The organism is Nocardia elegans NBRC 108235 (assembly GCF_001612845.1).
Lineage (GTDB): Bacteria > Actinomycetota > Actinomycetes > Mycobacteriales > Mycobacteriaceae > Nocardia > Nocardia nova.
In genome coordinates this window covers 100,380-123,816 of record NZ_BDBF01000027.1, presented here as the reverse complement: position 1 = coordinate 123,816, position 23,437 = coordinate 100,380, and the positions used below count along the sequence as shown (strand labels likewise).

At 68.8% G+C, this 23,437-nt stretch carries 25 protein-coding genes; 6 read left to right on the top strand and 19 right to left on the bottom strand.

Annotated features, from left to right (window positions below):
- A partial coding sequence (locus NE2_RS20110; RefSeq protein WP_167356758.1) for a helix-turn-helix domain-containing protein occupies nucleotides 1-1,569 on the top strand: 1,569 nt, incomplete at its 5' end.
- A 53-nt stretch (nucleotides 1,570-1,622) separates the two neighbouring features.
- Here NE2_RS20110 and NE2_RS20105 read toward each other — a convergent pair.
- The 6 genes from NE2_RS20105 to NE2_RS20080 all read right to left on the bottom strand — a co-directional run bounded on the left by NE2_RS20105 (nucleotide 1,623) and on the right by NE2_RS20080 (nucleotide 7,251).
- Nucleotides 1,623-3,056 (bottom strand): MFS transporter, encoded by a 1,434-nt coding sequence (locus tag NE2_RS20105; protein WP_063028341.1) that lies wholly within the window; start codon nucleotides 3,054-3,056, stop codon nucleotides 1,623-1,625.
- A gap of 42 nt (nucleotides 3,057-3,098) precedes the next feature.
- Complete coding sequence (locus tag NE2_RS20100) at nucleotides 3,099-3,914, bottom strand: alpha/beta fold hydrolase (protein ID WP_063028339.1); 816 nt, start codon at nucleotides 3,912-3,914, stop codon at nucleotides 3,099-3,101.
- 45 nt (nucleotides 3,915-3,959) lie between these two features.
- Nucleotides 3,960-4,328 (bottom strand): nuclear transport factor 2 family protein, encoded by a 369-nt coding sequence (locus tag NE2_RS20095; RefSeq protein ID WP_063028337.1) that lies wholly within the window; start codon nucleotides 4,326-4,328, stop codon nucleotides 3,960-3,962.
- 98 nt (nucleotides 4,329-4,426) lie between these two features.
- Complete coding sequence (locus NE2_RS20090; RefSeq protein WP_063028335.1) at nucleotides 4,427-5,533, bottom strand: NAD(P)/FAD-dependent oxidoreductase; 1,107 nt, start codon at nucleotides 5,531-5,533, stop codon at nucleotides 4,427-4,429.
- A 64-nt stretch (nucleotides 5,534-5,597) separates the two neighbouring features.
- Nucleotides 5,598-6,368: a maleylpyruvate isomerase N-terminal domain-containing protein gene (locus NE2_RS20085; RefSeq protein ID WP_063028387.1), complete on the bottom strand. Its 771-nt coding sequence runs from the start codon at nucleotides 6,366-6,368 to the stop codon at nucleotides 5,598-5,600.
- An 85-nt stretch (nucleotides 6,369-6,453) separates the two neighbouring features.
- Nucleotides 6,454-7,251 (bottom strand): alpha/beta fold hydrolase, encoded by a 798-nt coding sequence (locus tag NE2_RS20080; protein WP_228816710.1) that lies wholly within the window; start codon nucleotides 7,249-7,251, stop codon nucleotides 6,454-6,456.
- 331 nt (nucleotides 7,252-7,582) lie between these two features.
- Between NE2_RS20080 and NE2_RS20075 the strand changes: the two genes are divergently transcribed.
- Nucleotides 7,583-8,272: a DedA family protein gene (locus NE2_RS20075; RefSeq protein ID WP_063028333.1), complete on the top strand. Its 690-nt coding sequence runs from the start codon at nucleotides 7,583-7,585 to the stop codon at nucleotides 8,270-8,272.
- 183 nt (nucleotides 8,273-8,455) lie between these two features.
- Nucleotides 8,456-9,322, top strand: coding sequence for an alpha/beta fold hydrolase (locus tag NE2_RS20070; protein ID WP_063028331.1), 867 nt, complete (start codon nucleotides 8,456-8,458; stop codon nucleotides 9,320-9,322).
- Nucleotides 9,323-9,389: 67 nt separating this feature from the next.
- Here NE2_RS20070 and NE2_RS36330 read toward each other — a convergent pair whose 3' ends face one another.
- From NE2_RS36330 to NE2_RS20055, 6 genes are all read right to left on the bottom strand, one after another.
- Nucleotides 9,390-9,545, bottom strand: a complete 156-nt coding sequence (locus NE2_RS36330; protein WP_167356757.1) for a hypothetical protein — start codon at nucleotides 9,543-9,545, stop codon at nucleotides 9,390-9,392.
- 56 nt (nucleotides 9,546-9,601) lie between these two features.
- Nucleotides 9,602-9,742 (bottom strand): hypothetical protein, encoded by a 141-nt coding sequence (locus NE2_RS35800; RefSeq protein ID WP_156055825.1) that lies wholly within the window; start codon nucleotides 9,740-9,742, stop codon nucleotides 9,602-9,604.
- Between the two features lie 141 nt (nucleotides 9,743-9,883).
- The gene (locus NE2_RS20065; protein ID WP_063028329.1) at nucleotides 9,884-10,510 is read right to left on the bottom strand and encodes a nitroreductase family protein; all 627 of its coding nucleotides are present in this window, start codon (nucleotides 10,508-10,510) and stop codon (nucleotides 9,884-9,886) included.
- 159 nt (nucleotides 10,511-10,669) lie between these two features.
- Complete coding sequence (locus tag NE2_RS36325) at nucleotides 10,670-10,825, bottom strand: hypothetical protein (RefSeq protein ID WP_086007330.1); 156 nt, start codon at nucleotides 10,823-10,825, stop codon at nucleotides 10,670-10,672.
- 123 nt (nucleotides 10,826-10,948) lie between these two features.
- Nucleotides 10,949-11,329, bottom strand: a complete 381-nt coding sequence (locus tag NE2_RS20060) for a hypothetical protein (RefSeq protein ID WP_174553961.1) — start codon at nucleotides 11,327-11,329, stop codon at nucleotides 10,949-10,951.
- A gap of 57 nt (nucleotides 11,330-11,386) precedes the next feature.
- Nucleotides 11,387-11,923, bottom strand: coding sequence for a helix-turn-helix domain-containing protein (locus NE2_RS20055; protein WP_063028327.1), 537 nt, complete (start codon nucleotides 11,921-11,923; stop codon nucleotides 11,387-11,389).
- Nucleotides 11,924-11,985: 62 nt separating this feature from the next.
- Here NE2_RS20055 and NE2_RS20050 point away from each other — a divergent pair, with 62 nt between their 5' ends.
- Entirely contained in the window at nucleotides 11,986-12,837 is an 852-nt protein-coding gene (locus NE2_RS20050) for an alpha/beta fold hydrolase (RefSeq protein ID WP_084494177.1), read from the top strand.
- 10 nt (nucleotides 12,838-12,847) lie between these two features.
- Here the strand turns inward: NE2_RS20050 and NE2_RS20045 are convergent, their stop codons facing one another.
- On the bottom strand, nucleotides 12,848-13,723 hold the full coding sequence (locus tag NE2_RS20045) for a Cof-type HAD-IIB family hydrolase (RefSeq protein ID WP_063028318.1): 876 nt from the start codon (nucleotides 13,721-13,723) through the stop codon (nucleotides 12,848-12,850).
- A 327-nt stretch (nucleotides 13,724-14,050) separates the two neighbouring features.
- Nucleotides 14,051-15,238 (bottom strand): PucR family transcriptional regulator, encoded by a 1,188-nt coding sequence (locus tag NE2_RS20040; protein WP_063028316.1) that lies wholly within the window; start codon nucleotides 15,236-15,238, stop codon nucleotides 14,051-14,053.
- Nucleotides 15,239-15,536: 298 nt separating this feature from the next.
- On the opposite strand from NE2_RS20040, the gene tatA reads away from it, so the two are divergent.
- Entirely contained in the window at nucleotides 15,537-15,818 is a 282-nt protein-coding gene (gene tatA, locus NE2_RS20035; RefSeq protein WP_063028381.1) for a Sec-independent protein translocase subunit TatA, read from the top strand.
- 152 nt (nucleotides 15,819-15,970) lie between these two features.
- A complete protein-coding gene (locus tag NE2_RS20030; protein ID WP_063028377.1) occupies nucleotides 15,971-17,098 on the top strand; it encodes an XdhC family protein in 1,128 nt (375 codons plus the stop codon).
- Nucleotides 17,099-17,119: 21 nt separating this feature from the next.
- On the opposite strand, the gene NE2_RS20025 is transcribed toward NE2_RS20030, so the two are convergent.
- From NE2_RS20025 to NE2_RS20005, 5 genes are read right to left on the bottom strand one after another with little or no spacing between them, the layout of a single operon-like run.
- Nucleotides 17,120-17,620, bottom strand: a complete 501-nt coding sequence (locus NE2_RS20025; RefSeq protein ID WP_063028379.1) for a nucleoside deaminase — start codon at nucleotides 17,618-17,620, stop codon at nucleotides 17,120-17,122.
- Complete coding sequence (locus NE2_RS20020) at nucleotides 17,620-18,699, bottom strand: hypothetical protein (RefSeq protein WP_063028313.1); 1,080 nt, start codon at nucleotides 18,697-18,699, stop codon at nucleotides 17,620-17,622. The genes NE2_RS20025 and NE2_RS20020 overlap by 1 nt, the downstream gene beginning before the upstream one ends.
- A gap of 35 nt (nucleotides 18,700-18,734) precedes the next feature.
- Entirely contained in the window at nucleotides 18,735-19,703 is a 969-nt protein-coding gene (locus tag NE2_RS20015; protein ID WP_063028311.1) for an antibiotic biosynthesis monooxygenase, read from the bottom strand.
- A gap of 14 nt (nucleotides 19,704-19,717) precedes the next feature.
- On the bottom strand, nucleotides 19,718-22,435 hold the full coding sequence (locus NE2_RS20010; protein WP_063028309.1) for a molybdopterin-dependent oxidoreductase: 2,718 nt from the start codon (nucleotides 22,433-22,435) through the stop codon (nucleotides 19,718-19,720).
- Nucleotides 22,432-23,253 carry an FAD binding domain-containing protein gene (locus NE2_RS20005; protein ID WP_063028307.1) on the bottom strand — a complete coding sequence of 274 codons (822 nt, stop codon included), beginning with the start codon at nucleotides 23,251-23,253 and terminating at the stop codon, nucleotides 22,432-22,434. Before NE2_RS20005 ends, NE2_RS20010 begins: the two co-directional genes overlap by 4 nt.
- Between the last annotated feature and the right edge of the window lie 184 nt (nucleotides 23,254-23,437).

Sequence of the window (23,437 nt, the reverse complement as noted above, 5' to 3'; positions counted from 1 at the left end):
CTCACCGCGGAGCCCGGACTGCGCGCGCACCGCGAGGCGCTGGCCGCCCAATCCGCCTTGAACGCGGGCGATCTGGAGCGTGCCGCGGGGCTTGCCCGCCGTGCGGCCGGAAGACCGGGTGCGACAATCGAATTGCGTGCTCGCCTCGCGCATGTCGAAGGCCTCGCGCACTTCTGGCAGGGCCGTTTCGCGGAGGCGGACGCGCTGCTGCGCGACGGCGCCGCGCAGGTCGCCGACCGCGATCCCACGCTGGCGGCGACCATGCTCGTCCAGGCCCTGCACACCGGCTGGTACCTGGGCGAACAGCATGTCCGCGACTGCGTGGCGCAGTTGACCGCCGTGCCGCTGGCCGACACTGATCCCCTGTGTCCGGTCGTGACCTATATGGCGAGCGTTCTGGATCCTCGCGACACCGCCTGCGCGCCACGGGAATTGACGCAAACTCTGGAAGAATCCGCGCGGCGCGGACCGGTACCGGATCAGGTGCGGCTGATGCTGTGCGGCGTGGCGCTGGCCAGCGGCCAGGATGCCGCCGTCTACGGTCCGGCCGATGCGCTGACCCGGGACTATCGCAGCGCCGGTGCCGCCGGCCGCCTGCCGACCACGTTGTTCTTCGCCGCCGAAGTGGAGATCTTCACCGGTCGTCTGCGCGATGCGCGAACCACCGCGGCCGAGGCGCTGCGGCTGGCCGAAGATCTGGGTCAGCGCCAATGGGTCAGCCAGCTCAGCAGCGTCCTCGCGCATATTCATGCCGCCGAGGGCGACGAGCAGCGGTGCCGGCAGTACGCCGAGGCGGGGCTCGCCGACAGCACACCTGGTTCCGTCTCGCCCGGTGCGGCGTGGGCGCATTGGTCGCTGGGATTGCTCGAACTCGGTTCGGGCCGAGCCGAATCCGCGCTGTCGCGCTTCGAGCGGCTGACCCGCGACCCGCTGCGCCATCACCTGTGCGCGATGCGCTCGATACCGGATCTGGTCGAGGCCGCGGTGCGGGTCGGCGCCGCCGGCCGGGCCGAACCCCACGCCGATCGGCTCGCCGACTGGGCCACGACGGTCCGGCAGCCGTGGGCCGAGGCGCTCGTCTTGCGTTGCCGCGCATTGCTGTCCGACGACGACCGTGCCGAAGCGCACTTCACACGGGCGCTGGAGCTGCACGACCGCGAGGTGCGTCCGGTCGAATACGCCCGCACCGCGCAACTCTACGGCGAATGGTTGCGCCGGGCCCGTCGCAAGAGCGAGGCGCGAACGGTGCTGGCCGAGGCGCTGGATATGTTCGAGCGAATCGGCATGCGCCCCTGGGCCGAACGCGCCCGCACCGAACTCGTCGCGACCGGCGCTGCCCCGGGAGGGACCGGCACACGATCGGATTCGCGGCCGCCCGCGGTAACAGGTCTCACCCCGCAGGAATTGCAGATCGCTCGCCTCGCCGCCCAGGGCCTGTCCAATCGCGATATCGCCGCCCAGTTGTTCCTCAGTCATCGCACCGTCGGCTACCACCTCTACAAGGCGTACCCGAAACTCGGGGTGACCTCGCGCGGCGAGCTGAAAACCATTGCGGAGCAACTACATTGACGGATGCGGACATGCCGCGGCCCCCGGTGGCGAACACCGGGGGCCGCGATTGTCTACTTGCGGAGGCGGGGGGACGGGAGCAGTTGCACCAGCACCGCGGTGAGCAGGCACAGCAGCGCCATCGGCACCAGGCTCGCGACGAACGCCGGGACGAATCCGCCGGGCGCTGCTAGGCGGTCGTAGAAGACGATGCCGACCACCGCGATCCCGACCGCGCCACCGACCTGCTGTGCGGTGGCCAGCACGCCCCCCGCGGCGGCCGCGTGCTCCGGCGTCACGCCCGCGAGCACGATGCCGGGCATCGGCACCAGCGCCAGGCCCATTCCCGCTCCCGCGACGATCATCGCCGGCAGCAGGTCGAGCACCGAACCGCTGCCGCCGAGCTCGTGCGCGGTGAGCGCGAGCAGCAGATATCCGCCGGCCTGCAGCACCGCTCCGACGGCGACGACCTGCCGCCCGATCCGTGCCGCTGCTCGCTCCGACAGCATCGAGGTGCACAAGTACGCCGCGCCCAGCGCGAGGAACAGCAGGCCCGACCCCAGGGCCGACAAGCCGCGCCCCTGTTGCAGATACAGCGCCAGGAACAGGAAGAACGATCCCATGGTCATCTGGTAGCTCAGCGCGATGATCGAACCGACCGCGAACGAGCGTTCGGCGAACAGGGCGGGATTCACCAACGGCTCCCCGCCGCGGGCTGCCGATCGCCGTGCCGCGGCGACGAAGACGGCGACCAGCACGGCCGCGGTGGCCAGTGAGATCCAGGTCCACAGCGGCCAGCCCTGTTCCCGGCCCTGGATCAGCGGCAACACCACCGCCACCAGGGCGGTCGCGATCAGGCCGACGCCGAGCCGGTCCAGCCGGGTGCCGCCGTCTCCGCGTGATTCGGGAACCAGCCGGGCCAGCAGCGCGAGGGTGAGCGCACCCACCGGCACGTTGATCCAGAAGATGGTGCGCCAGCCCAGTCCGAACAGATCGGCCTGGATCAACAGCCCGCCGATCAGCTGGCCGAAGACCGCGGCCAAGCCCATCGCCAGCCCGTAGGCGGCGAAGGCGCGCACTCGGCGCGCACCGGTGAACACCACGCTGATGATGCCCAGAACCTGCGGCATCAGCAGCGCCATCCCGGCGCCCTGCGCGATCCGGGCGACGACCAGTTCGCCGGCGCCCCCGGCAAGGGCGCAGGCCAGCGATGCGACGGTGAACACCGCCATGCCCAGGCCGTAGAGTCGGCGGCGGCCGTACAGGTCACCGAGTCGCCCGCCGGTGATCAGTCCGGCCGCGACCGCCAGGCCGTAGCCGGCGACCACCCACTGCATGGTGGCGCTGCTCGCGTGCAGATCGGCCTGGGTGTCGGGGATCGCGACGTTGACGATGAAGAAGTCCAAAGTGGCCATGAAGATCCCGGCCAGCAGGACGAGCAGGGTGGCGCGTGCGGGTGGTGCGCTCGCCGGGCGGGTACCGGAGGCGAGCAGGGTGGGTGTGGACATGGGTGTTCCTCGGTGATTGTGCTGCGGGACAAAGGGTTTCGCTCAGCCCTTGACGAATTCCAGGAGATCGTTGTTGAACTCGGCGGCGTGCGAGGTGTAGAGGCCGTGACCGGCGGTCGGGTACTCCTTGTAGACGGCCTTCGGCATCAGTTCGGCGGTGCGCCGGCCGGTGACCTCTGCGGGCGCGGAGAAGTCCAGGGCGCCGTGCACGATCAGCGCGGGAACCGTGATGCCGCGCAACGCTTCCCGGTTGTCGCAGTGGAAGACCGCCTGCTGCATGTGCAGCGTCGCCCACGGCGCGGTGGACAGGCACTGACGGTAGGTGACGTCGACCTGTTCCGGCGAGACGTCCGGGTTGAGGTGGGTGTTGAAGTAGATCTGCGACTGGCGGGCCAGCCACCGGCCGCGATCGGTGCGCACACTGTCCAGCAGCGCGTCGAGCATCGCCTCCGGGATGCCGTCGGGGTTGTCGTCGGTGGCCTTCATGAAGGGCAGGATCGCCGCGAGGAAGACCACTCGCGCGACGCGGCTTTCACCGTGGCGGGCCAGATACCGCGCGATCTCCGCACCGCCGGTGGAATGCCCGACCAGGGTGGCGCCGCGCAGGTCGAGATGATCGAGCAGGGCGCCGAGATCGTCGGCGGTGGTGTCGATGTCGTAGCCGGTGGACGGGCGATCCGAGCGGCCGTGGCCGCGCCGGTCCAGGGCGATGCAGCGGTAGCCGCGGTCGGTGAAGTACGGAATCTGGTATTCCCACATCTCGGTGTTGAGCATGGCGCCGGCGACGAAGACGATCGGCTCGCCCGTGCCGTAGTCCTCGTAGGCGAGGGTGGTTCCGTCGGTGGTGGTGAAGTACATGACCGGTCCTTTTCTGGGGATGGGGAGAGAGGTGTCGGGGAGGGATCAGGCGCCGGTGGGCACCTTGTCGAGGAAGCCGAGGATCTGGCGGAGTCGGCCGTCGTCACCGAGCACGGCGACGTCGAAGCCGATCACCAGCGGCTCCTCGCCGGGCCGGCCCAGGTGCCAGGTGAAGCGGGCGATGCCGTGGTGGCTGTCGATCGGGCCGCCGAGACCGAATTCCAGTCCGGCGAACTGCTGCTGAACGGCTGCGACGGCCGCGTCGAGGCCGGCGTGACCGCGCACCGATACCAGCGGATCGGTGTACTCGGCGTCGTCGGTGAGCAGGTCGGCGATCTGCGCGGCGCGGGCGGTGGGATCGGTCTCGTTCCAGACGGCGAGGTAGCGCTCGACCAGGTCGTTGATGTCGCTCACGGGATTCTCCTTCGTGGTGGTGACGTTCCGACCACAAAGTTATGGAGTTCCGGGCGACCGGGAATCTGTCGCGCTTAAGTACTTTCGACGGTAGTGCTCTACCGGTCGGCGGCGGGATCGCCGAGGCGCCGCGACGGGTGCACGGTGGCGGCGGGTTGTCCGGTGGTGATGCTGTCGGCCAGTGTGGCGCCCAGGACCGGGGCCAGTTTGAACAGATTGTGCCCGGCGAGGAAGGTGGCGGCGCCGTCCTGCCAGGCGGCCAGACCGTCCTCACCCCACGGCAGCCGAGTCACCCAGCAGTGCACGTAACCGTCCGGTTCGGGTGCGAGTCCGGGGAGTGCGCGGCGGACGTAGCCAGTGGCGCGGTCGGCCAGCCCGGCCAGAGCCGCGGGATCGACCGATCCGCCGTCGCTGCTCGGCACGGAATCGCTCAGTCCGAGCCCGTACTGGGTGTTGCCGGGGAAGGCGGCGGCGTAGATGCCGGTTTCGCCGAATGCGCCGCTGCTGTCCTGCAGCGTGGCGAGTGTGGTGGGCGGCGCCGATCGCGGACGGAAGGTCACGCGGACGTGCGCGGACACCTGGACCGGCAGGGCGAGGCCGAGTGACCGGGCCAGCGGTGCGGTACCGCGGCCCGCACAGACGACGACGCTGCCGAATTCCGAACAGGCTGTGCCGGTGCGTATTTCGACGGTCCCGGCGGCGGTGTGCCGCAGCGTGAGGACGTGATCGGTGACCAGCGCATCGCGCAACCGATCGGTGAGTGCGTCGATCGCGGCGACGGTGCGGATGGAGCCGCCGGTCGCGTCCAGCATGGCCGGGCCGTCGTAGTCGGCCAGCGGTGGCAGCCGGGTCGCCAGTTCCTCGGCGTCGATACTGCGGGCGTCGACTCCGGGCGTCCGCCGCAGGATCTCCAGCTTGTCCGCGACGCCGGCTCCGAGCGCGACCGCCCCGTCCCGCGAAATCAGTTCGGTGCCGAAGTCGCTTTCCCACTCGCGCCAGATGCGACGGGCGGCCACCGCCATCTCGACCAGCCGGGGATCGGTGTGCGCGTGGCGGAAGATCCGGGACTGACCGGCCGATTGACCGCCGCCGGGCCGGCCCGACTCGTACACGGTGACCGAGAGCCCGGCTCGGCGTAACGCGTGAGCCGTGGCCAGTCCGACGATTCCGGCGCCGACCACGGCGACATCGGTTGCGGCACCCATCTCCGCGGACTACCCGCCCCCGCGGTGCGCAATCCCGGCGCGGCGCCGACCGATGGACGGGGATTCAGTATCCGGCGAGCAGCGCGCGCAGCCGGCCCAGTTCCTCGGGGCCGGCGCTGCTGTGCCAGCGCGTCGGATCGGCGGGGCGGCGGCCCCACAGGAACAGCGCGCGCACGGCCGGATCGCTTTCCACCGTCGCCTGCCCGTGCGGCGGCACCAACTCGATGGAGTTGCCGTCCGGCGCGGCGACGACCAGGACATCGTCGGTACCCGGTGCGCGCAATCGGCCCTCGATGCGGCCCTCGGGGCCGAAATCGGTATCCCTGCTGCCGCGCGCGAGCAACGGGAGGCCGACGTCGCGCACAGTGTGGCGAGTTATCCACGGCTGCATGAGCATTTCGATCGCCGTCGCGTCGTCGCCGGTCATATCCCAGCGGTGCAACACCATCTCCTGGCGCATGTGCTCGAGGAAGAAGTCGGGGGCGACGGTTCGCCCGGTCCAGCCGATCGCCTCCAGCGGAGACAGCGTGTCGATCACCTCGGCGGTTTCGACGAGTTGTTCGCACCGGTCCACGAACGCGGCCCACAACTCGGCGTCCGGCATTGCGCGGTAGGGCGCCTCCCGCTCCTCGAAACCGCGGGTCGGCACCGGGCTGCCCGCCGCATGGGCGGCGAGCACCCGGGCGAGCTCCTCCGCATTGCCGGTGTTGTGGATCAGCACATCGCGCACGGTCCAGCCTTCGCACCAGGTACCCGCGTCGGGCCGGCGCGACTGTACGGCGCGGGCGAAGGCCTCCCATTCCGGTAACGCCTCGGCGGCACTGTGTGAAACCATCGGCATCTCCTCCGACCGGGCCTTTCGTCGCCAGGTGTCGCGGCGGATCCGTTCTGATCCGGGCATACCCCGCGGCTGCCGGATGTCACCGGACGATTCGGCCGTCCGGCCCGTATTCCTCGATGATCCGGACTATTTCGGCGGCGACAAGCCCGGGCCGCTGGGTCGGCACCATATGGGCACATCGCTCGGCGACGACATGCCTGCCGTGCGGGCGTGCGGCCCGCCGTCGGTGCGCGGCGTTGATCGCCGCACGCGAGCGGGCCGAGATACCGGTGGAGGGCGAGTCGGCGGACACGACCGTGACGGCGAGCTCGTGACGGTCGGGGCCGGTGCGCCGCAACTGCTCGAGATCGGTTGTGTGACAAGCTAATTCGGCGCCGCGGGTCCGGATCGCCGCGACCGTGAAGCCCTCGTCGCGGAAGTCGGCGCGGGCATCGGCGGGCAGCGCGGCGAGGGTGTCGCGATAGGCCAGTCGCAATGCGCCGATACGTGCGAGTGCGGCGCTGAGCCGCTGTCCGGTCCGGGCCGCCCGCCGCGACGCGGCGGTGAACAGCTCGTCGCAGAACTCGTCGGTGGGATCGACCAGCACCGTGCCCATGATTCGGTCCGGTCGGTCCGCGGCGGCGACTCGCACGATCGGGCCGCCCCAGCTGTGGCCGACCAATACGAGCCGCGGTGCGGCGAAGCGCTCGGTGAGGTGGTCGAGCAGATCGACGAGGTCGTCGGCCAGGCGCCGGAGTCCGCGCGGCGCGGTGTCGGGGGCGCTGCGGCCCAGACCGCTGCGGTCGTAGACGACGGTCGCCGCGTAGTCGTCGAATTCTCGCTGCACCGCCGCCCAGTACGAGCGGGTGCATGCGAGTCCGCTCTCGAAAACGACCAAGGGCGAACGGTTTTCGTTCCGCCCCGGCCGGTACATGTAGTACAGCCGGCGCCCGTCGCGGGTGGGTGCCGTGCTCGCCGCGCCCTGGCTGTGTGGTGCGGCCGGATCGGCTCGCTGTCGTACGGATCGTCTCGCCCGAGTCCCCTGTGTGCTCCCAATCACATTGGTTAGCCTAACCTCGAGTTGTGGGAGGTGGGGCACCGCGGTGGTGGCGATGGCCCCCGATGGAGCGATGAGCGGGTCGCCCGCTACCCGAGCGCGCCCTCGGCCGGATCGGGTTCGGGGACGCGATCCTGGGCACTCGCCAGAAGACCAGGAAGGTGTCGATGGGATGAACCAACTGCAGGATCTCGTCACCGGCGCGGCCGGGTCGCCATGGGTGTATTTCGCGCTGCTGGGCGTCTGCATCGTCGACGCGTTCTTCCCCCCGGTCCCCAGCGAATCGGTGATCGCCGCGCTGGCCGCCATCGGCAGTTCGACCGGGAAACCCTCGGTGTGGCTGTTGATTCTCGCCGCCGCGGTCGGCGCGATCATCGGCGACAACCTCGCCTACACGATCGGCCGCGCCATCGGCACGGATCGGTTCGCCTGGATGCGCAAGCCGAAGATCCGGCGGGCGTTCGACTGGGCGCGCGGCATGCTCGACAAACGAGCGGCCCTGCTGGTCATCACGGGCCGCTATATCCCGGTCGGTCGCATCGCCGTCAACATGACGGCCGGGGCCACCGAATATCCCCGCCGGAAATTCGTGCCGCTGACGGTGATCGGCGGTATCAGCTGGGCGGTGTATTCGGTGGCGATCGCCAGTGCGTTCGGGCGCTGGCTGCGCGATCAGCCACTCCTGGCCGCCGTGATCGGCATCGCCTGCGCGATCGTCCTCGGCTTCCTCGTCGACCGGATCGTGCGGCACTTCTTTCCGGGCACGGGTGAGGAAGAATCCGGCGACACCCGTCACGACGACAGCCGGCGAGAGGACGAGGCAGGGGAGAGGGCGGAAGCGCGCCGGGAACAAGGCTCATGACCGTGCGCTGAGGGTCGCCCGCACCGGGTGACGACCGTGCACCTCGTGCTCCGGTCGGTCGCTGAATCCGTCCGCGGGTGGATGAGCTCAGCGTCCGCGCCCCGTTACTGTCGGCACCGCGTCGATCGGATCCGCGCTCGCGGGCGGTGACTTGTTCGCGCACAGTCAGGGGAAGGCACGGACATGGACACGTTCACGCACGCAGGATTCGTCTTCGACCTCACCGATACTCCGCCGGCCTCGGGCAGCGAAGCGGCGGACACCGTGGTGCTGCTGCACGGATTTCCGGAGGATCGCCACTGCTGGGATGCGATGACACCCGCACTCACCGCGGCGGGCCATCGCGTACTGGCACCGGACCTGCGGGGATATTCACCGGGTGCCCGCCCGGTGGCGCGTTCGGCGTATGCCACGGCTCGCATGACAGGTGACGTGTACGCCCTGGCGGACGCGGCGGGTGTCGAGCGCTTTCATCTGGTCGGCCACGACTGGGGTGCCGCGCTCGCGTGGTCCGTCGCCGCCGAGCGTCCCGCCCGGTTGAAGTCGCTGACCGCGCTGTCGGTGCCGCACCCCATGGCCTTCGCGCGGGCCGTGTTCACCGGCAGTCAAGCGCTGCGGTCGTGGTACATGGCCGCGTGCCAGCTGCCGTGGTTACCGGAATTCGTACTGTCCGCCCGGGGCGGGCAGGCGATGCGGCAGGCGCTGGTGCGCGCCGGGCTCGATCCGGCGTCGGCGGCGCGTTACGCCGCGCGGGCGGCGCATCGAGGCGATATGCGCGGACCGGTCAACTGGTACCGCGGGCTTCCGTTCTCGCTGCGCCGCCCGGTCGGCTCCGTCGACGTCGCGACCCTCTTCGTGCGGGGCACCGCAGACCGCTTCATCGCCCGAGCCGGAGCAGAGGCGTGCGGTCGTTACGTGACCGGCCCGTATCGCTACGTGGCCCTCGACGGCACCTCGCATTGGCTGCCCGAACAGGCGTCCGATGAGGTCGCCGCGCTGTTGATCGAACATCTGCGTGCTTCTACGGCCGAGGTCGGCGACCGCTTGTGAGTGAGCCGCCGCAGCGGTTGGCGGCGGCGCGGTCCGGTGAGTGCGGGTCGGTCCGGTGGCGCCCGAGTCAGTCGGGTGGTTCCTGGGCGTTCTCCTCGGTGCCTACATCGTCGGCGACCTCCCGGGTCGCCATCCCGCCGTTGTCGCCCTCGTCCACCGGTCCGGGCCGCCCGCCCCGCGGTTCCTTCGTGTCGTCGTCGTTCGGATGATTCGGGTGGGACATGATGCGTCCTTTCTCGAGGTTCGTAGCGGGCTACCTCGACAGCCGAGCGGCAAACGCTAGAGCGAGATCAGCAGCACGCCGGCCGCGACGATCAATGCGGCCCAGACCATCAAGACGAGGACGGCGGAACGGTCGTCCTCGGTGTCGTTCGGGGTGGCCCGGCGGCGACGGTGGGAAGCGGTGATCGAAACGTTCACGAGCTCTCTCCTTCCGCGATCGGTCGGTACTCCAGACCTACCCCGAACCCCAAGCGCCACAACCTGTCTCACTCGAGTGGCGTATGGGTTGTCTCACAACATCCGGAAACCCGGTGGCTTCGAACGTCTTCCGGAACGCGCTCACCAACCGTTGATGTGCAGCACCGAGTCCAGATCGACGCGCGGGCCGGGCCGGAAGTCGGTGCCCTTGGTGTAGGCGACCGGGAGGAGCACACCCTGACGGACGTCGTCGGGAATGCCGAGAATCTGCGCGACCTCGCGCTCGTACTGCAAATGCAGTGTGGTCCACGTGGTTCCGAGGCCGCGTGCGCGCAGTGCCAGCGCCAGGCTCCACGCCGCCGGGAGCAGCGAACCCCACAGTCCTGCCTGGTTGTCGGGCAGCGCCCCGCTGGTGCCCGTGCTGATCGCACCGATCACCAGCACCGGAACCTCAGCCATCACCTCGCGCAGATAATCCGAACTGGTGGCGATGCGGGCGGCGCTCTCGTCGGCGGGTTCGCCCCCGGCCTCCCGGTAGGCCAGATGTGAGCGCCGGTAGTGCTCCGCGACCTGCGCCTTGACTTCCGGATCGGTGAGAACGATCCAGTGCCAATGCTGCCGGTTGCCTCCGGACGGCGCCTGCAAGGCCACCTCCAGCGCCTCGCGGATCACGTCCAGCGGTACGGGCCGGGTCAGATCCAGACGGCGGCGCACCGCACGCGTGGTGGTCAGCAATTCATCCGGGGTGAGCGGAAGCAGTTCGGTCACTACGGGTCTCCTTCTGGGTCGGCGTATACCGTCCAAGGATGCCCGACGCGGGTTTTGTTCCCTGAGCCGAAGCGATGCGGTCCGCACCCGCGAATGGCGAAGCGCGTACTCCCGCCACACGGTGGGAGTACGCGCTCCGGAGAAAGGAATTCGCCGTCGCTAGAAATAGTGCGCGCGGCCGGCGACCGGACGTCCGAACGCTCCGAGCAGGGCCAGGATCGCGCCGATGACGACGGCGATGATGCCCAGAGTCCAGAGGATCGGGATGCTGAAGACGAACCCGAGAACGAGGAGGATGACTCCCAGAATAATCATGTGAAACTCTCCCTTTGCCTTTTGTTATCCAGGCGCTGCCACGTTCGGCCGTACTGCGATAACAAATCGCAGATACCCGGCCTCGAAGGCCGTAAACAGAACGTCTCGGGAGAGAAAGCGGCGTCAGGGCGCCCGGGTCAGCCACCGCCAGCGCGGCAGTTCGGTGCCGACGGTCGCGACGGCCAGTACGGTGACGAGCACGGCGACCCAGGCCGGCCAGGCGAACCAAGCGCCCAGCACCGCCGCGGCGATCAGCGCCAGCGTCATCGCGATGGTGGCCCAGCCGGGGACGGCGACGAGGACCTGCTTCTTGTCACCGCGGGTCGCGAAGATCGCCGGGATGCCGATCAGCACGACCACCGCGATCACCGCCGCCACCACGGACCACGACGCCAGCGCCCACGGCGCCGCGACCCACGCGATCAGTTCGGTGGCGACGCGCGCGATGGCCGGCCCGCGGCCCTGCTCGGTGAGATTCGGTGAGACATCCGCACGTTCGGACATGTCGCTCAGCCTCGCACGTCCACCTCCCGCACGCACGACGAACGCTGTGCGAGGGCCTCAGCCGGGCGTTCGCGCGCCGGGAAACATGATCGGGCTGATCAGATAGGGCCGGCGATCCGGTCCGGGACCGTTGCCGCTGACCGAGGCGAGGACGCGGCGGAACCCGTCGAGCATGGCGTTGCGCTCCTCGGGTGAAAGCCACAGCGTGCCTTGGCGATAGCCGACCGAGTCCGCGACCGGATCGGCGCCCGGCTCGGCGAGATAGGCGTCGAATTCGGCGACCAGGACGGCCATGGCGGTGGCGAATCCGCGGCGGTGGTCGTCGAGCGTCATGGCCGCGGCCGCTTCGGCGTCGATCACGGGACGGTCGGCGCGCAGCCGATAGGACCGCTCGACCGCACCGCGAACCCGCCGCTCGTCGGCGACCTCCAGGATGCCGCCCTCCACCAGGAGGCCGAGGTGCCGGTAGATCGTCGTCCGCGGCACGTCGTGCAGACGGTCGCACAACTCGCCCGCGTTGCGCGGCGCGTCCCCGGACAGCGCGTGCACGATGCGCAGTCGCACCGGATGCAGAAGGAGATCGGCAGGGTCCATCGCTCAACTATCCCATTCTTGGTACCATTTCCAAAGTTGGTATTGATCGAGAGGGAATTCGGATGCGGAACGTGCCAGGCGAACGAATGACGGTGCGCGGCATCGAGATCTATGTCGAGCAGGGCGGTGCGGGGGAGACCTGCGTGCTCTTCGAATCCGGCGCCGGCGCCGGGCGCACGCTGTGGGATCCGGTGGTGTCCCGGCTCGGCGATGTCGTGCGGACCGTCACCTACGACCGTGCCGGTCGCGGCCGCAGTGCCCGGGTGCGGCCGCCGCAGAGTATCGACGAGATGGCGGCGACGCTGGTCGCGCTGGTCGAGGCGCTGGCACCGCGACGGCTGATCCTGGCCGGGCACAGTATGGGCGGGCTGATCGTGCGCCGCGCCGCGGAAAACCTTGTGCCGCAGCCGATCGGTATGGTGCTGGTCGATCCGACTCCGGAAGCGGCTCCCTTCTACGCGGACTGGGCGGCGACCGCGGCGAAGACGGATCGTGTTCTCGCGGTGCAACAGTCGCTCGCCCGTGTGCGCCCGGTGATGCGGGTGCTGACGGCCTCCTACGGCCGGATGTTTCCCGCCGACACCTACGAGACCATGCTGCGGGAGGACTTCACCCCCGCCGGCATCGCCTGCACGCGCAGCGAATTCGATGCCTTCGCCACCGGCATCGGCCCGTTCCGGGACAACCCGCCGCAGCCGCCGCGCGGCGAGGTCGTGGTCATCTCCGCCCGGCGCGCCAACCGGTTGCACGCTCGCAACCACGCCACCATTCGCGAGTACCAACGCCGATTCGCCGATCAGGTGAGTGGCCGGTTCGAGGACGCCGACTCCGAGCACATCGTGCCGGCCGAGTGCCCGGATCAGGTGGCCGCCGCGGTGCTCCGAATGGCCGGCGCGCCCGAGCGCGCGGTATGACGAACGGTGCTCAGGAACCGAACATCCGCGCCAACACCGTCACGACGCCGTACTCGTGGTTGGCGGGCGCGAGGTAGCGGGCGCGAGCACGAACCTCGGGGTGCGCGTTGGCCATCGCGAACGACCACCGCGCGGCATCGAGCATCTCGAGGTCGTTGAGGTAGTCGCCGAACACCGCGGTCCGGGCGGGTGGTATCCCGAGCGCCTCCTGCAGCGACTGCACCGCGCGTCCCTTGTCCGCGTCACGGCTCATGATGTCGATCCAGTGGTGCCCGGACACCACGACCTGCTCGCGGGCGGCGATCGATCCGAACACCCGCTCGGCTGTCCGCTCGGCATCGGTGAAGTCGTAGATCGCCAATTTCAGCACCTTGTCGGTTACCGCGGTGAGATCGTCGACGCGCTCGAGGCGGGCGTAGTATTTCGCCGCCTCGTCGACGAATGCCGGATCCGTACGCTCGATATAGGCGCTGTCCAGACCGCAGACCACCAGACCGAGTTCGGCGGCGTCGGGTGCTTCCCGCACCGCCCGCACGACCTGGTGCACGATCTCGACATCGAGGCAGGTCGCGGACACGGTGACGCCGGAATGCACAACGAGACAACCGTTCTCGGCAATGTACGAGACCCCGTCCGGCGCCTGCTCGAACAGGGCGGCGAGCGTCGCGTATTGCCGCCCGCTGGCCGGCACGAAGGTCACTCCCCGCGCACGCATCACGTCGAGCAGCGGCCAGAACGTGTCGGGCACGGCACCGGAATCCGTGAGCAGAGTGCCGTCCATATCGCAGACGACCAGTCGCACATCCTGGTCACCAGGCGGGATCGAGGACCACGACGGTGGTGCCGGGACCGTCGAACGGCCCAGGGGGCCACTGTCTTCCGGCATGTCACACGATCCGCTACGCACCTGCCCACTTTCGTCGTCGACCACGCCGCCCCGAACGCGCCACAGCGTTGTGCGAGGTCGTCGTGTCTGGTCTCTCCGTGGCCAGTATGTATGCCGTCCGGTGCGACGGTGCGATGTCCCCGGCCACGGGCCCGTGCCGCGAGTCGGATACATCCCCTAAGGGGCCGGGCGGGACCCTAATCTGCCGGGAACTCAGGTGTTTTCACCATCCACGCGACGTCGCGGCCCGAAGATACGGTGGAGCACGGCGCGCATTGAGCCGCAGCGGCGCGCTCCACCTCGGCCGCATCCGGCCCGTCGGATTTCTCAGCGGGCCGGGATGTGCGCGCGATAGGCGCGGGCGACGAGGGCGGCGCGGACCTGGAGCAGCCCGGACGGGGAGGTCGGGTCCACCCCGATCAGCCGGCCGATGCGTTTGAGCCGGTAGTCGACCGTATTGGTGTGGACCCGCATCTCGTGTGCGGTGCGTTGCCGATTCAGTTCGTTACCGCAGTGCCGCACCAGCGTTTCGGTCAGTTCCGGATGGTCGTCGAGCGGGTCGAGGAGGGTGCCGAGGATTTCCAGCGCCGGTCCGGGCCGCGTGAGCTGGTATTCGAGGGCCAGGTCTCGCATGCGGTAGAGCCCGGGCCGGCATCGCAACGCGTGCACGGTGTCCAGCAGTTCGTGGGCTTGGGTGGCCGCGGCGGGGACAGCCGCACGGGCGGCGTGGACCGCCGTGGCGGTGATCGGTGTCCGAGTCGCCGAGGACAGCGTGTGTACGACGTGATCGAGACAGCGGTCGGAACCGACGAACGGGTAGGGCAGCAAGACGGTGCCGCCGCTCGGGGACAGCTGGAACAGCACCGCGCCGTTGCCCATCCGTTCCAGGACGGCCCGGGCCCGGCGCAACGCCAACCGCGCCTGAACCGACACATCGGCCGCCGGGCTGTGCCCGGCGGATTCGGCCTGCAACGAGATCGCCAGCACGTAATAGTGTTCGGCGAGCTCCACTCCGCATTCCCTCGCCGCCGCTGCGGCGGACCGGCCGCCGAGCAACGCGGAGGTCACCGCGTCGCTGCTCGGCCGGTAGTCCTCCGGCGCATCGGGGACCGTCGCCGAATAGGCGTCCGCGACACCGGTGGTCACGATTTCGAGGGCGTCGAGCACACGGCCGACCGACGTCATGATCGTGTCGAGGTTGTCGCCGGAAGTCCGCAGCGACTCCAGATGAAGCCGGAATGTCTCGAACACCGTGTGATGAACGGTCTCCAGGCTCGATTTGCGCCGGGCCCAGCGGTCCGCGGCCTCGGCCAGTCGCGCGGCCGCGCTCGAACAGCGTCCGCCGGAGGATAATTCGCGCAGAACCTCGTGGCAGAGGCCGGTGATCTCGTCGGCCGGTGCTGCCGGCGGCAGGTGTGGGCTCGGCGCCCGGGCGGTTCGTTCCCCATCGGGTTCGGCCCACTCGACGGGCAGCTGCTCGACGGACGACGGGGCCGCGGCGATCTCGACACCCATGGCAACCTCCAGCTGCGGTCCGGCACACGTCAGCCGCGGCCGGTTCTTCGACTCTGTACCTGCCGACCTGGTGGCAACCATGTCGGCAACGCGAGTATGTTACTTCACATTCACGTGCTGTGAATAATTTGAGACTACTGATAAAAGCAGGTAAGAGCGCAATTTTCTGTGCGTTTCGGCTCGGCAAGTTATCATGAACTCGTTCAATGATGACGCCGGAGCGAACGATCTCGTCGGCGGAATCCGCCGAGCCGGTGGTCGCCGTCCGAGCGACCGCGGCGCACGAACGGAGGTTTCGATGGGTTCGTTGAGTCCGACCCACTGGCTGATCATCGCACTGGTGATCGTGGTGTTGTTCGGCGCCGAACGCCTGCCCGACGCCGCCCGCGGTCTCGGCCGCTCGTTGCGCATCTTCAAGGGCGAAATGAGCGAAATGCAGTCCGGCGACTCCGGCCCGCCGAACACCGCATCCCCGAGCGCCCCGGGTGCGGGTCACCGGCCGGTGCCCGCGGTACCGCTGCCGCCCGCGCGACCGGCGACTCCGTCGTCGGTCGCAGTGGAGGATCGTCACCCGAGCTGACCGGATCGTTCGCCGCGGCAAGAAGCCGAATGCTCGACGACACGTTCTCGAGGGCCCATTGTCGCCGCGCGACCGCCCCCGGACGCGCATCATTCAAAGATGCGGTTACAGCAGTCGAACGCTGCGGCCATGACCGAAGGGCGCGTGTGGCCGTGCGTGACGTCCTGGCGGCACTGACCGCGATCTGGCGATCCGGTGGCACCGCCGGTGTCGCCACGGTGGTGCGCACCAAAGGCTCGTCACCGCGCCCGGCGGGTGCGGCGATGGTCGTGGCTCCCGACGGCGCCGTGGCCGGATCGGTCTCCGGCGGCTGCGTGGACGCGGCCGTCTACGAGCTGGCCACCGACGTGGTGCGGATCGGGCAGCCCCGGCTGCAGAGCTACGGGGTCGACACCGATGAGCTGTTCGGTATCGGGCTCACCTGTGGCGGTGAGATCGATATCTTCGCCGAGCCGATATCGCGGCAGACGTTCCCGCACCTGCCGGCGGTGTTCGCCGATGTCGCCGCCGACCGCCCGGCCGCCATCGCCACCGTTGTCGCGCACCCGGATTCCGCGCGACTGGGCCGGCGGCTGATCGTCACCCCGGATTCGATCCACGGATCGCTCGGCTCCGGACGAGCCGACGTCGTCGTGGCCGAACTGGCCCGCGAACTACTCGCTGCCGGGCGTGCCGGTGTGATCGGCTGCGGGCCGGACGGCCGCCCGCTCGAGTCCGGCATGGACGTCTTCGTGAACCCGTTCGCGCCCCGCCCGCGGATGCTGATCTTCGGCGCGATCGACTTCGCCGCCGCGCTGGCACAGCAGGGCGCTCTGCTCGGCTACCGGGTGACGGTCTGCGACGCCCGCCCGAGATTCGCGACCGCGGACCGGTTCCCGGCCGCCGACGAGGTCGTCGTCGACTGGCCGGATCGTTACCTCACCGCCCAGGCGCAACGGAAAACCCTCGACGGCCGGACCGTCGTATGCGTGCTCACCCACGACCCGAAATTCGATGTCCCGCTCCTGCGGGTGGCGCTGCGGCTTCCCGCATTCGGCTACGTCGGCGCCATGGGATCGCGACGCACGCACGACGATCGGCTGCGCCGATTGCGCGCGGCGGGACTCACCGACGCCGAACTCCGTCGCCTCGCCGGCCCACTCGGCCTCGACCTCGGCGCCCGTACTCCGCAGGAAACGGCGGTGTCGATCGCCGGGGAGATCATCATGCGCACCCGCGGCGGCGGCGGTAACCCGCTGACCGAACTCGCAGGACGAATCCACCACGACCACACGCACTGACGTGTGGCGAATACCGTTCTGTCACAACGTCTCACCGCCGTCGCGCTCCCCGAACATCCGGTACACCTCCACGGCGCCGGCGCGCGGCAGATAGCGCATCGGCAGCCGCCGCTCATCCCAGGGTTTGGCGAACTCGGCGTAGAAGGTGCCGGGCTCGAAATACTTGTCGCTCCCGCCCGCCAGGTACGGCGCGCAATCCTCGCGCGTGGCCAGGAAGACGACCTCATCGGGCGCGCAGTGGTACAGCGCCGCCAGGCACATCGGGCACGGGTGGGCGATGGCGTAGACCGTGCAGCCGGTCAGATATTCGGTGCCCAACGTCCGGCACGCCGCGCGGATGGCGCGAATCTCGGCATGGTCGGTCGGATCATGAGTGGTACGAACACAATTGCTGCCCTCGGCGAGGACCGCGCCGTCCTTGACCACGACGGTCCCGAACGGCAGTCCGCCCGCGGCGACACTGGCGCGAGCGATGTCGACGGCACGCTGTGCGAAATCCGCGGAACTCGTCGCCTCCGGCATCAGCCGACCGGCTCCGGCCGGACCGGGCATCCGACGTCCTCCAGCCGTGCGGGGCCGGTTCCCTTGGTGGGATCGGTCTTCCACGGCCAGTCGTCGGAACGGAACGGCGCCAGGGACGGCAGCACCGCTTCCCGTCCCCGCGCGGCCATTTCGCGTGCGATGGCCGCGCGCCCGCCGCCACCGAGTAGTTCTGCGTCCATGAGGTAGTAGTCGCGGAAGAACACCATGCCCAGCGAGCGGTCGGCGACGATGCGGCCGAGTACGTCGAGTAACTTCTCGGGTGTGGTCTCGAATTCCGTCGTCTCGACCAGCAGCAACCGGTCACCCATGGCCGCGGTGCCCATGAACTGGACGAGAACGCTGTAGAGGATGTTGTTCTGCCGCGCGACGTACAGCGAGTTGCTCACCGCGTAGGTGCGCTCCCAATCCTCGCCGAGGCTCGCCTTCCAGTCGTCGAGAACCGACATCCAGTGGCCGACCTGAGCTCCCGAGCCGATGCCGATGGACCGGGCCGAGTAGGGCTCGGTGTCGCGGATGTACTTCTCGACGTCGTCGTAGCGGTAGCCGCCCCGGGCCAGGCATTCGTCCATGAAGGTCAGATTGCGCTGCAGGATCGCGTGCAGTATCGCGCGGTCCTCGTCCGAGATGTCCAGCGCGTCGAGGCTGTCGAACGCCGTGCGGTGCTGAGCCCGGTACATCTCCAACGGGGGACGCCACAGCTGATTGGCATACGCGTCGGAGAGGTACGGGGCGAGGATCTCGTAGATCGCCATGGTGCTGTGGCCCACCGACTTCGCCAACTGGTAGACGATCGGCACCGGCGGCGCCACTTCCGGTTCCCGGCCGGGGCGGTACAGGATCATCTGCCCGCCCGCGCCGGTGAACAGCGCCAGGATGATCGGCACCTGGTCGAGCATGTTCTGTTTGAATTTCTCCAGCGAGGTTTCGTACAGCTGCATCATGGACGCGTTCAGCGCCAGGACCGCCTGTTCGGCGACGGTGCGGGAACTCGCGGGCGGTTCGTCGGCGATCACCGGACGCATGAAGGCAGGGATCGCGCTGCCGTCGGTTTCGGTCATTGTCGTCACTTCTCCTTCTCGAATGTGGGCCGGTCTCACGGCAGATGCCAGAACACGCTGGTCACCAGCCAAAACAGCAGCGTCCAGAACGTCATCACCGCGGCGATGAGCACGGCGCCGCGAATCTCGATCGCCTTCCGCGCCGAACCCGGGGCAGGCTGCAGCCAGCGTGCGAGCAACGGATTCACATAGCGCGGCATCGTCACGAACGTCATGACGAAGCTGGACAACAGATTTCCGACCAGCATGCCCAGCCACAGCGGCAGCCCCGCCGGCGCCATGGCCAGCGAGAGCAGCACGACCGTCGGATACAACCCGACCCACACCGCGATCGACGTCTTCGTCTGCGAGGGTGGGTGTGCGGGGTCGACGTCCTCGAAGGCGAACCAGCTGCCGAACGAGTTGTCGATCGTGCGTAAGTGGAAGTCGCTGAAGCGTTTTCCCTCGTCGAGTAGTCGCTGTCGCTCGGTGGAGGTCAGCCAGCGGTCCAGGTCGGCGGCGCTGTCGTAGCGGTAGAGCATCGTCCACTCGTCCTGCACGCCCTCGATCGGCCGGAAGATCTCCGAGCCGCGGAATCCGGGAAACCTGTTCTCCGCGCAGCGAAGTCGTTCCTGCCAGGCCAGGAACTCGTCGATCTGGTCGGGAAGGACCCGATGGGTGACCATCGCGGTGACGAGGGTGTCGGGCGGGGCCGCCGCGCCGGTGACGATCTGCTGCGTGGGCGGGCCGTCGAGATAGCGGCGGCCCTCCGCGAGGCTGTCCTGGCGGGTGGCGCTGTTGATCCACGCGCGCAGATTCGGAATCGAGTCGAAGCGGTAGATCAGCGACCAGTGCGCCCGCGGATGCGCGGGCGGATCGATCTCCGCGGCAATGAATCCCGGATACCGCGAGGCCATGCTGTTGAGCCCGTGCTGCCACGCCAGGAACGCCTCCTCGCAGCCGGGACGAACCTTCTCACCGATGATGACGGTGGCGGCGTGACCGGCCGGCGTTTCGCGGGGCATGGTGGTCTCCCGGCTCAGCCGGTTGGGGTCAGCCGGGTCGGTCGCAGGGCCCGGAAGATCCGGTCGGGCGTCAGCGGCAGTTCGCGATAGCGCACACCCGTCGCGTCGTACACGGCGTTGGCCAGTGCCGGTGCGACCGGATTGATACAGGATTCGGCGATGCCCTTGGAGCGCACCGGACCCGCCGAATCGGCCGACTCCACCAGGAGTACCTCGGTGCGCGGAGCATCGGCATAGGTGGGGATGCGGTAGTTGCGCAGCGTCGGATTGGTCATGACGCCGTTCTCGTCGACGAGATGGCGTTCGGTCAGGACGAAGCCGATGCCTTGGACCACGCCACCTTCGATCTGTCCGCGCACCTGCGCGGGATTGATGACGACACCGGCGTCGGTGGCCTGCACGCTGTAGAGAATGCGGATCTCGCCCGTGACGCGGTGCACGGCCACCCGGAAGCCGTGCGCGTTGCAGGACAGGCTGCGGGGTGAGCCGTAGGCCTTGCGTGATTCGGTGAGCCGCACCCCGCGAGCCCGCGCGGTGGCCGCCAATTCGGTCAGCGGGATGCGGTGCTCGCCGCAGCGTACGGCGTCGTCGTCGAGTGTGCACGAGGTCAGGCCGACGCCGGAATCCGCGGCGGCGAAGCGCAGGATGCGTTCGCGCAGCGCGGCCGTTGTGCGCTGAACGGCGTTGCCCGCGACGAACAGTCCGGCGCTGGCGAAGGCTCCGGTGTCGAAACCGGTGCGGTCGGTATCGGATTGCACGAGCCGGATGCGGGCCGGGGTGGTGCCCAGTTCGGACGCGGCGATCTGAACGTGTGCTGTCGAGGTGCCCTCGCCGAATTCCACGGTGCCGATGGCGATGTCGTAGATCCCGTCGTCGCCGAGGGTGGCCAGCCCGACGGATATGTGTTCGGTCGGCGGGGCGGTCTCGTGTATCGAACCGGCTGCTCCGGTGCCGATCAGCCAGTTCTCGTCGAGGGCCTGTCCGTCGGGACGGGCGCGCAGCGCGGCGTCGACCCGGTCGATACACGCGGACAGGGTGTCCTCGGTGAAGGCCACGTCGTCGGCCTCGTCGTGTATCGCCAGCAGCGCGTCACCGGGGCGAATGATGTTGCGGCGGCGCAATTCCAGCGGATCCATGCCGAGTGCGACGGCCAGTTCGTGCATCGCCGACTCCATCGCGAAGACCGGTTGCGTCATGCCGTAGCCGCGCAGCGCGCCGCTGGGCACGGTGTTGGTGTAGACCGAGTAGCCGTCGAACTTCTTGTTGGGGCAGCGGTACATCGCGACGGCGGAGCCCCCGGCGAACAGGGTTTCGCCGCCGTGGTTGCCGTAGGCGCCGGTGTTGGAGACATTGCGGAACTGCAGCGCCGTCAGGGTGCCGTCGGAGCGGGCGCCGAGTTTGACCGTGATCTTCATCGGATGCCTGGGGGAGGCGGTGGTGAATTCCTCCTCCCGGGTGTATTCGAGGCAGGTCGGGCGGCCCGTGTCCAGCGTCGCCAGCGCCACGAGGTCTTCGCTGATCACTTCCTGCTTACCGCCGAAGCCGCCGCCGACCCGCTTGCAGAACACCCGGATCTGGTCGGGCCGCAGATCGAACAGGTGGGCCAGCTTGCCCTTCGCGATCCACGGCGACTGCGAGCTGGTGCGCACATGCAGCCGGTCCTGTTCCATCCAGGCGATCGACCCGTGCGTCTCCAGATGCGCGTGCTGCACGCGCGGTGTGAGGTACGTACCCTCGTGAATGACGTCGGCGTCGGCGAAACCCTGTGCCACATTGCCGATTTCGCCGTGGAGTTCGATCAGGACGTTGTGCGAGGGATCCTGTACGAATGGGTCGTCGGATCCGTGCAGCTGCGGCGCACCGAAGCCCATCGCCTGCTCGGGATCGAAGACCGCGGGCAGCACCTCGTACTCGACGACGACCCGGCGGCAGCCCTCTTCCGCGGCGGCGATCGAATCGGCCAGCACCGCCGCCACCCGCTGCCCGGCGAAACGGACCACATTGTCGAGGATGTAGGTGTCGTCGGGGTCGACGAGATGGTCGGTATGGATCGCGGTGGTGAACCGTTTGCGCGGCACATCCTCCCAGGTGTAGACGCGGTGCACCCCCGGCACTGCCAGCGCCGCGGATTTGTCGACGGAGACGATGCGCGCATGCGCGTGGGGCGAATGCAGCACTTTCAGATGCAGCATTCCTTCCGGCGCGGTGTCCATCGTGTATTCGGCGCGCCCGGTGACCACGTCGGTCCCCGCGGGCGCGCCGACACTCGTGCCGACGGCCCGGCCGGGCGCCGCCGTCTCGACCGCGGCCATCCCGGCGATCGCATCCTCGATGGCCCGGTAACCGGTGCAGCGGCACAGATTTCCCTTCAACGCGTGCGGAAGGTCCTGTCTCTGCTCGTCGGTCAGCGCGGACGCCGTCATGATCATGCCGGGGGTGCAGAAGCCGCACTGGAATCCGGGGGCGTCGCGGAACTGCCGCTGCATCGGGTGCGGAGCTTCCGGCGAACCCAGGCCCTCGATCGTCGTCACCGCGTGCCCCTCGGCGCGGAATGCCGGGGTGATGCAGCTGTGCACCGGCCGGCCGTCGAGCCAGACCGTACACGCGCCGCAGTCTCCGGCGTCACACCCCTTCTTCACCCCGAACCAGCCCAGGTGGCGCAGAAACGTCCGCAGGCACTGACCGGGGTTCGGTTCCTGCGAGAACGTCTTGCCGTTGACGGTGTAGGTCATCTCGGGCTCGCGAGTTCGGTCCGCAGTTGTTCGGCGTAGTGCTTCGCGAGATGTTCGCGGTGCTCCGGGGTGCCGTTGGGGTCGGCGAACCATACGTGCGCCGGAATCGCGTCGATGTGGTCGTGCAGGGCGTGCGCGTCGGGTGCGGTATCGAAGTGCAGGACAACCGGATAGGAGGTTGCCGCGGTGAGTACCAGCGTCAGATCGTCGGCGCCCGGGGTCCGGGTGGCGACCATGTATATCGTGGAGCGCCCGAGTGCGGTGAGCGTGAATCGCCGCTGCGCGTGCGCTTTTCGCGACGCATCGATCGGAATGTGAATACTTCGCAGAATTTCACCCGGCCGCAGCACATTCCGGTGATTGCCGACGACGAAATCTTTCGCCGCGACGGTTCTTTCCGTTCCGTCCGCCGCCCACAATCGATATGTGGCCTCGAGGGCCACCGTCACGGTGATCATCGGGCCGGCGGGCAGCGACATGCAGATGTTGCCGCCCACCGTCGCGGCGTTCCATATCTTGAACGACGCCAGGAACGCCTCACAGCCGGAACGAAGCAGGCCGGCGGCGGGCCAGTCGCCCGGCGGCTCGAACTCGTGCAACTCCCTGATCGTGCACGTCGCGCCGATTTCCAGGCCCTGGGCGGTAGGAACCAGGCTCGGCCAGCCGAGCGCCACGAGGTCGATCAACCGGCGGACCGCGGGCTGTGGTTCGGAGAACAACCATGTTCCTCCGGCCAGCCATGCGTCTCCGGCGCGCCAATCCGGACCCGGTCGGGTCGAGGGCCGGCGAATGACGTCCTCGACGGTGTTCAGATCCATACGAGCCTCCAAGACTCGCGACCGGCTCTGCTGGACATATCGACTGTAGGATTTTATGTCGATACCCGAGGAGTTTCGCGATTTTTCGTATTTGCCGATGAGTTGCTCGTGATTTTCTCGAATATTCGATCGGCTGTGTGTTCGCGATGGAGTGCCGGAAGAGGTCGCGCCGGCGTCCAGAAGT

Coding starts and splice junctions, on each gene's coding strand:
- NE2_RS20105 (WP_063028341.1), bottom strand. CDS start 3,056: ATGTCCACACCCACCCTGCTCGCCTCCGGTACCCGCCCGGCGAGCGCA.
- NE2_RS20100 (WP_063028339.1), bottom strand. CDS start 3,914: ATGTACTTCACCACCACCGACGGAACCACCCTCGCCTACGAGGACTAC.
- NE2_RS20090 (WP_063028335.1), bottom strand. CDS start 5,533: ATGGGTGCCGCAACCGATGTCGCCGTGGTCGGCGCCGGAATCGTCGGA.
- NE2_RS20085 (WP_063028387.1), bottom strand. CDS start 6,368: ATGGTTTCACACAGTGCCGCCGAGGCGTTACCGGAATGGGAGGCCTTC.
- NE2_RS20075 (WP_063028333.1), top strand. CDS start 7,583: ATGAACCAACTGCAGGATCTCGTCACCGGCGCGGCCGGGTCGCCATGG.
- NE2_RS20070 (WP_063028331.1), top strand. CDS start 8,456: ATGGACACGTTCACGCACGCAGGATTCGTCTTCGACCTCACCGATACT.
- NE2_RS36330 (WP_167356757.1), bottom strand. CDS start 9,545: ATGTCCCACCCGAATCATCCGAACGACGACGACACGAAGGAACCGCGG.
- NE2_RS36325 (WP_086007330.1), bottom strand. CDS start 10,825: ATGATTATTCTGGGAGTCATCCTCCTCGTTCTCGGGTTCGTCTTCAGC.
- NE2_RS20060 (WP_174553961.1), bottom strand. CDS start 11,329: ATGTCCGAACGTGCGGATGTCTCACCGAATCTCACCGAGCAGGGCCGC.
- NE2_RS20055 (WP_063028327.1), bottom strand. CDS start 11,923: ATGGACCCTGCCGATCTCCTTCTGCATCCGGTGCGACTGCGCATCGTG.
- NE2_RS20050 (WP_084494177.1), top strand. CDS start 11,986: ATGCGGAACGTGCCAGGCGAACGAATGACGGTGCGCGGCATCGAGATC.
- NE2_RS20045 (WP_063028318.1), bottom strand. CDS start 13,723: ATGCCGGAAGACAGTGGCCCCCTGGGCCGTTCGACGGTCCCGGCACCA.
- NE2_RS20040 (WP_063028316.1), bottom strand. CDS start 15,238: ATGGGTGTCGAGATCGCCGCGGCCCCGTCGTCCGTCGAGCAGCTGCCC.
- tatA (WP_063028381.1), top strand. CDS start 15,537: ATGGGTTCGTTGAGTCCGACCCACTGGCTGATCATCGCACTGGTGATC.
- NE2_RS20025 (WP_063028379.1), bottom strand. CDS start 17,620: ATGCCGGAGGCGACGAGTTCCGCGGATTTCGCACAGCGTGCCGTCGAC.
- NE2_RS20020 (WP_063028313.1), bottom strand. CDS start 18,699: ATGACCGAAACCGACGGCAGCGCGATCCCTGCCTTCATGCGTCCGGTG.
- NE2_RS20015 (WP_063028311.1), bottom strand. CDS start 19,703: ATGCCCCGCGAAACGCCGGCCGGTCACGCCGCCACCGTCATCATCGGT.
- NE2_RS20010 (WP_063028309.1), bottom strand. CDS start 22,435: ATGACCTACACCGTCAACGGCAAGACGTTCTCGCAGGAACCGAACCCC.
- NE2_RS20005 (WP_063028307.1), bottom strand. CDS start 23,253: ATGGATCTGAACACCGTCGAGGACGTCATTCGCCGGCCCTCGACCCGA.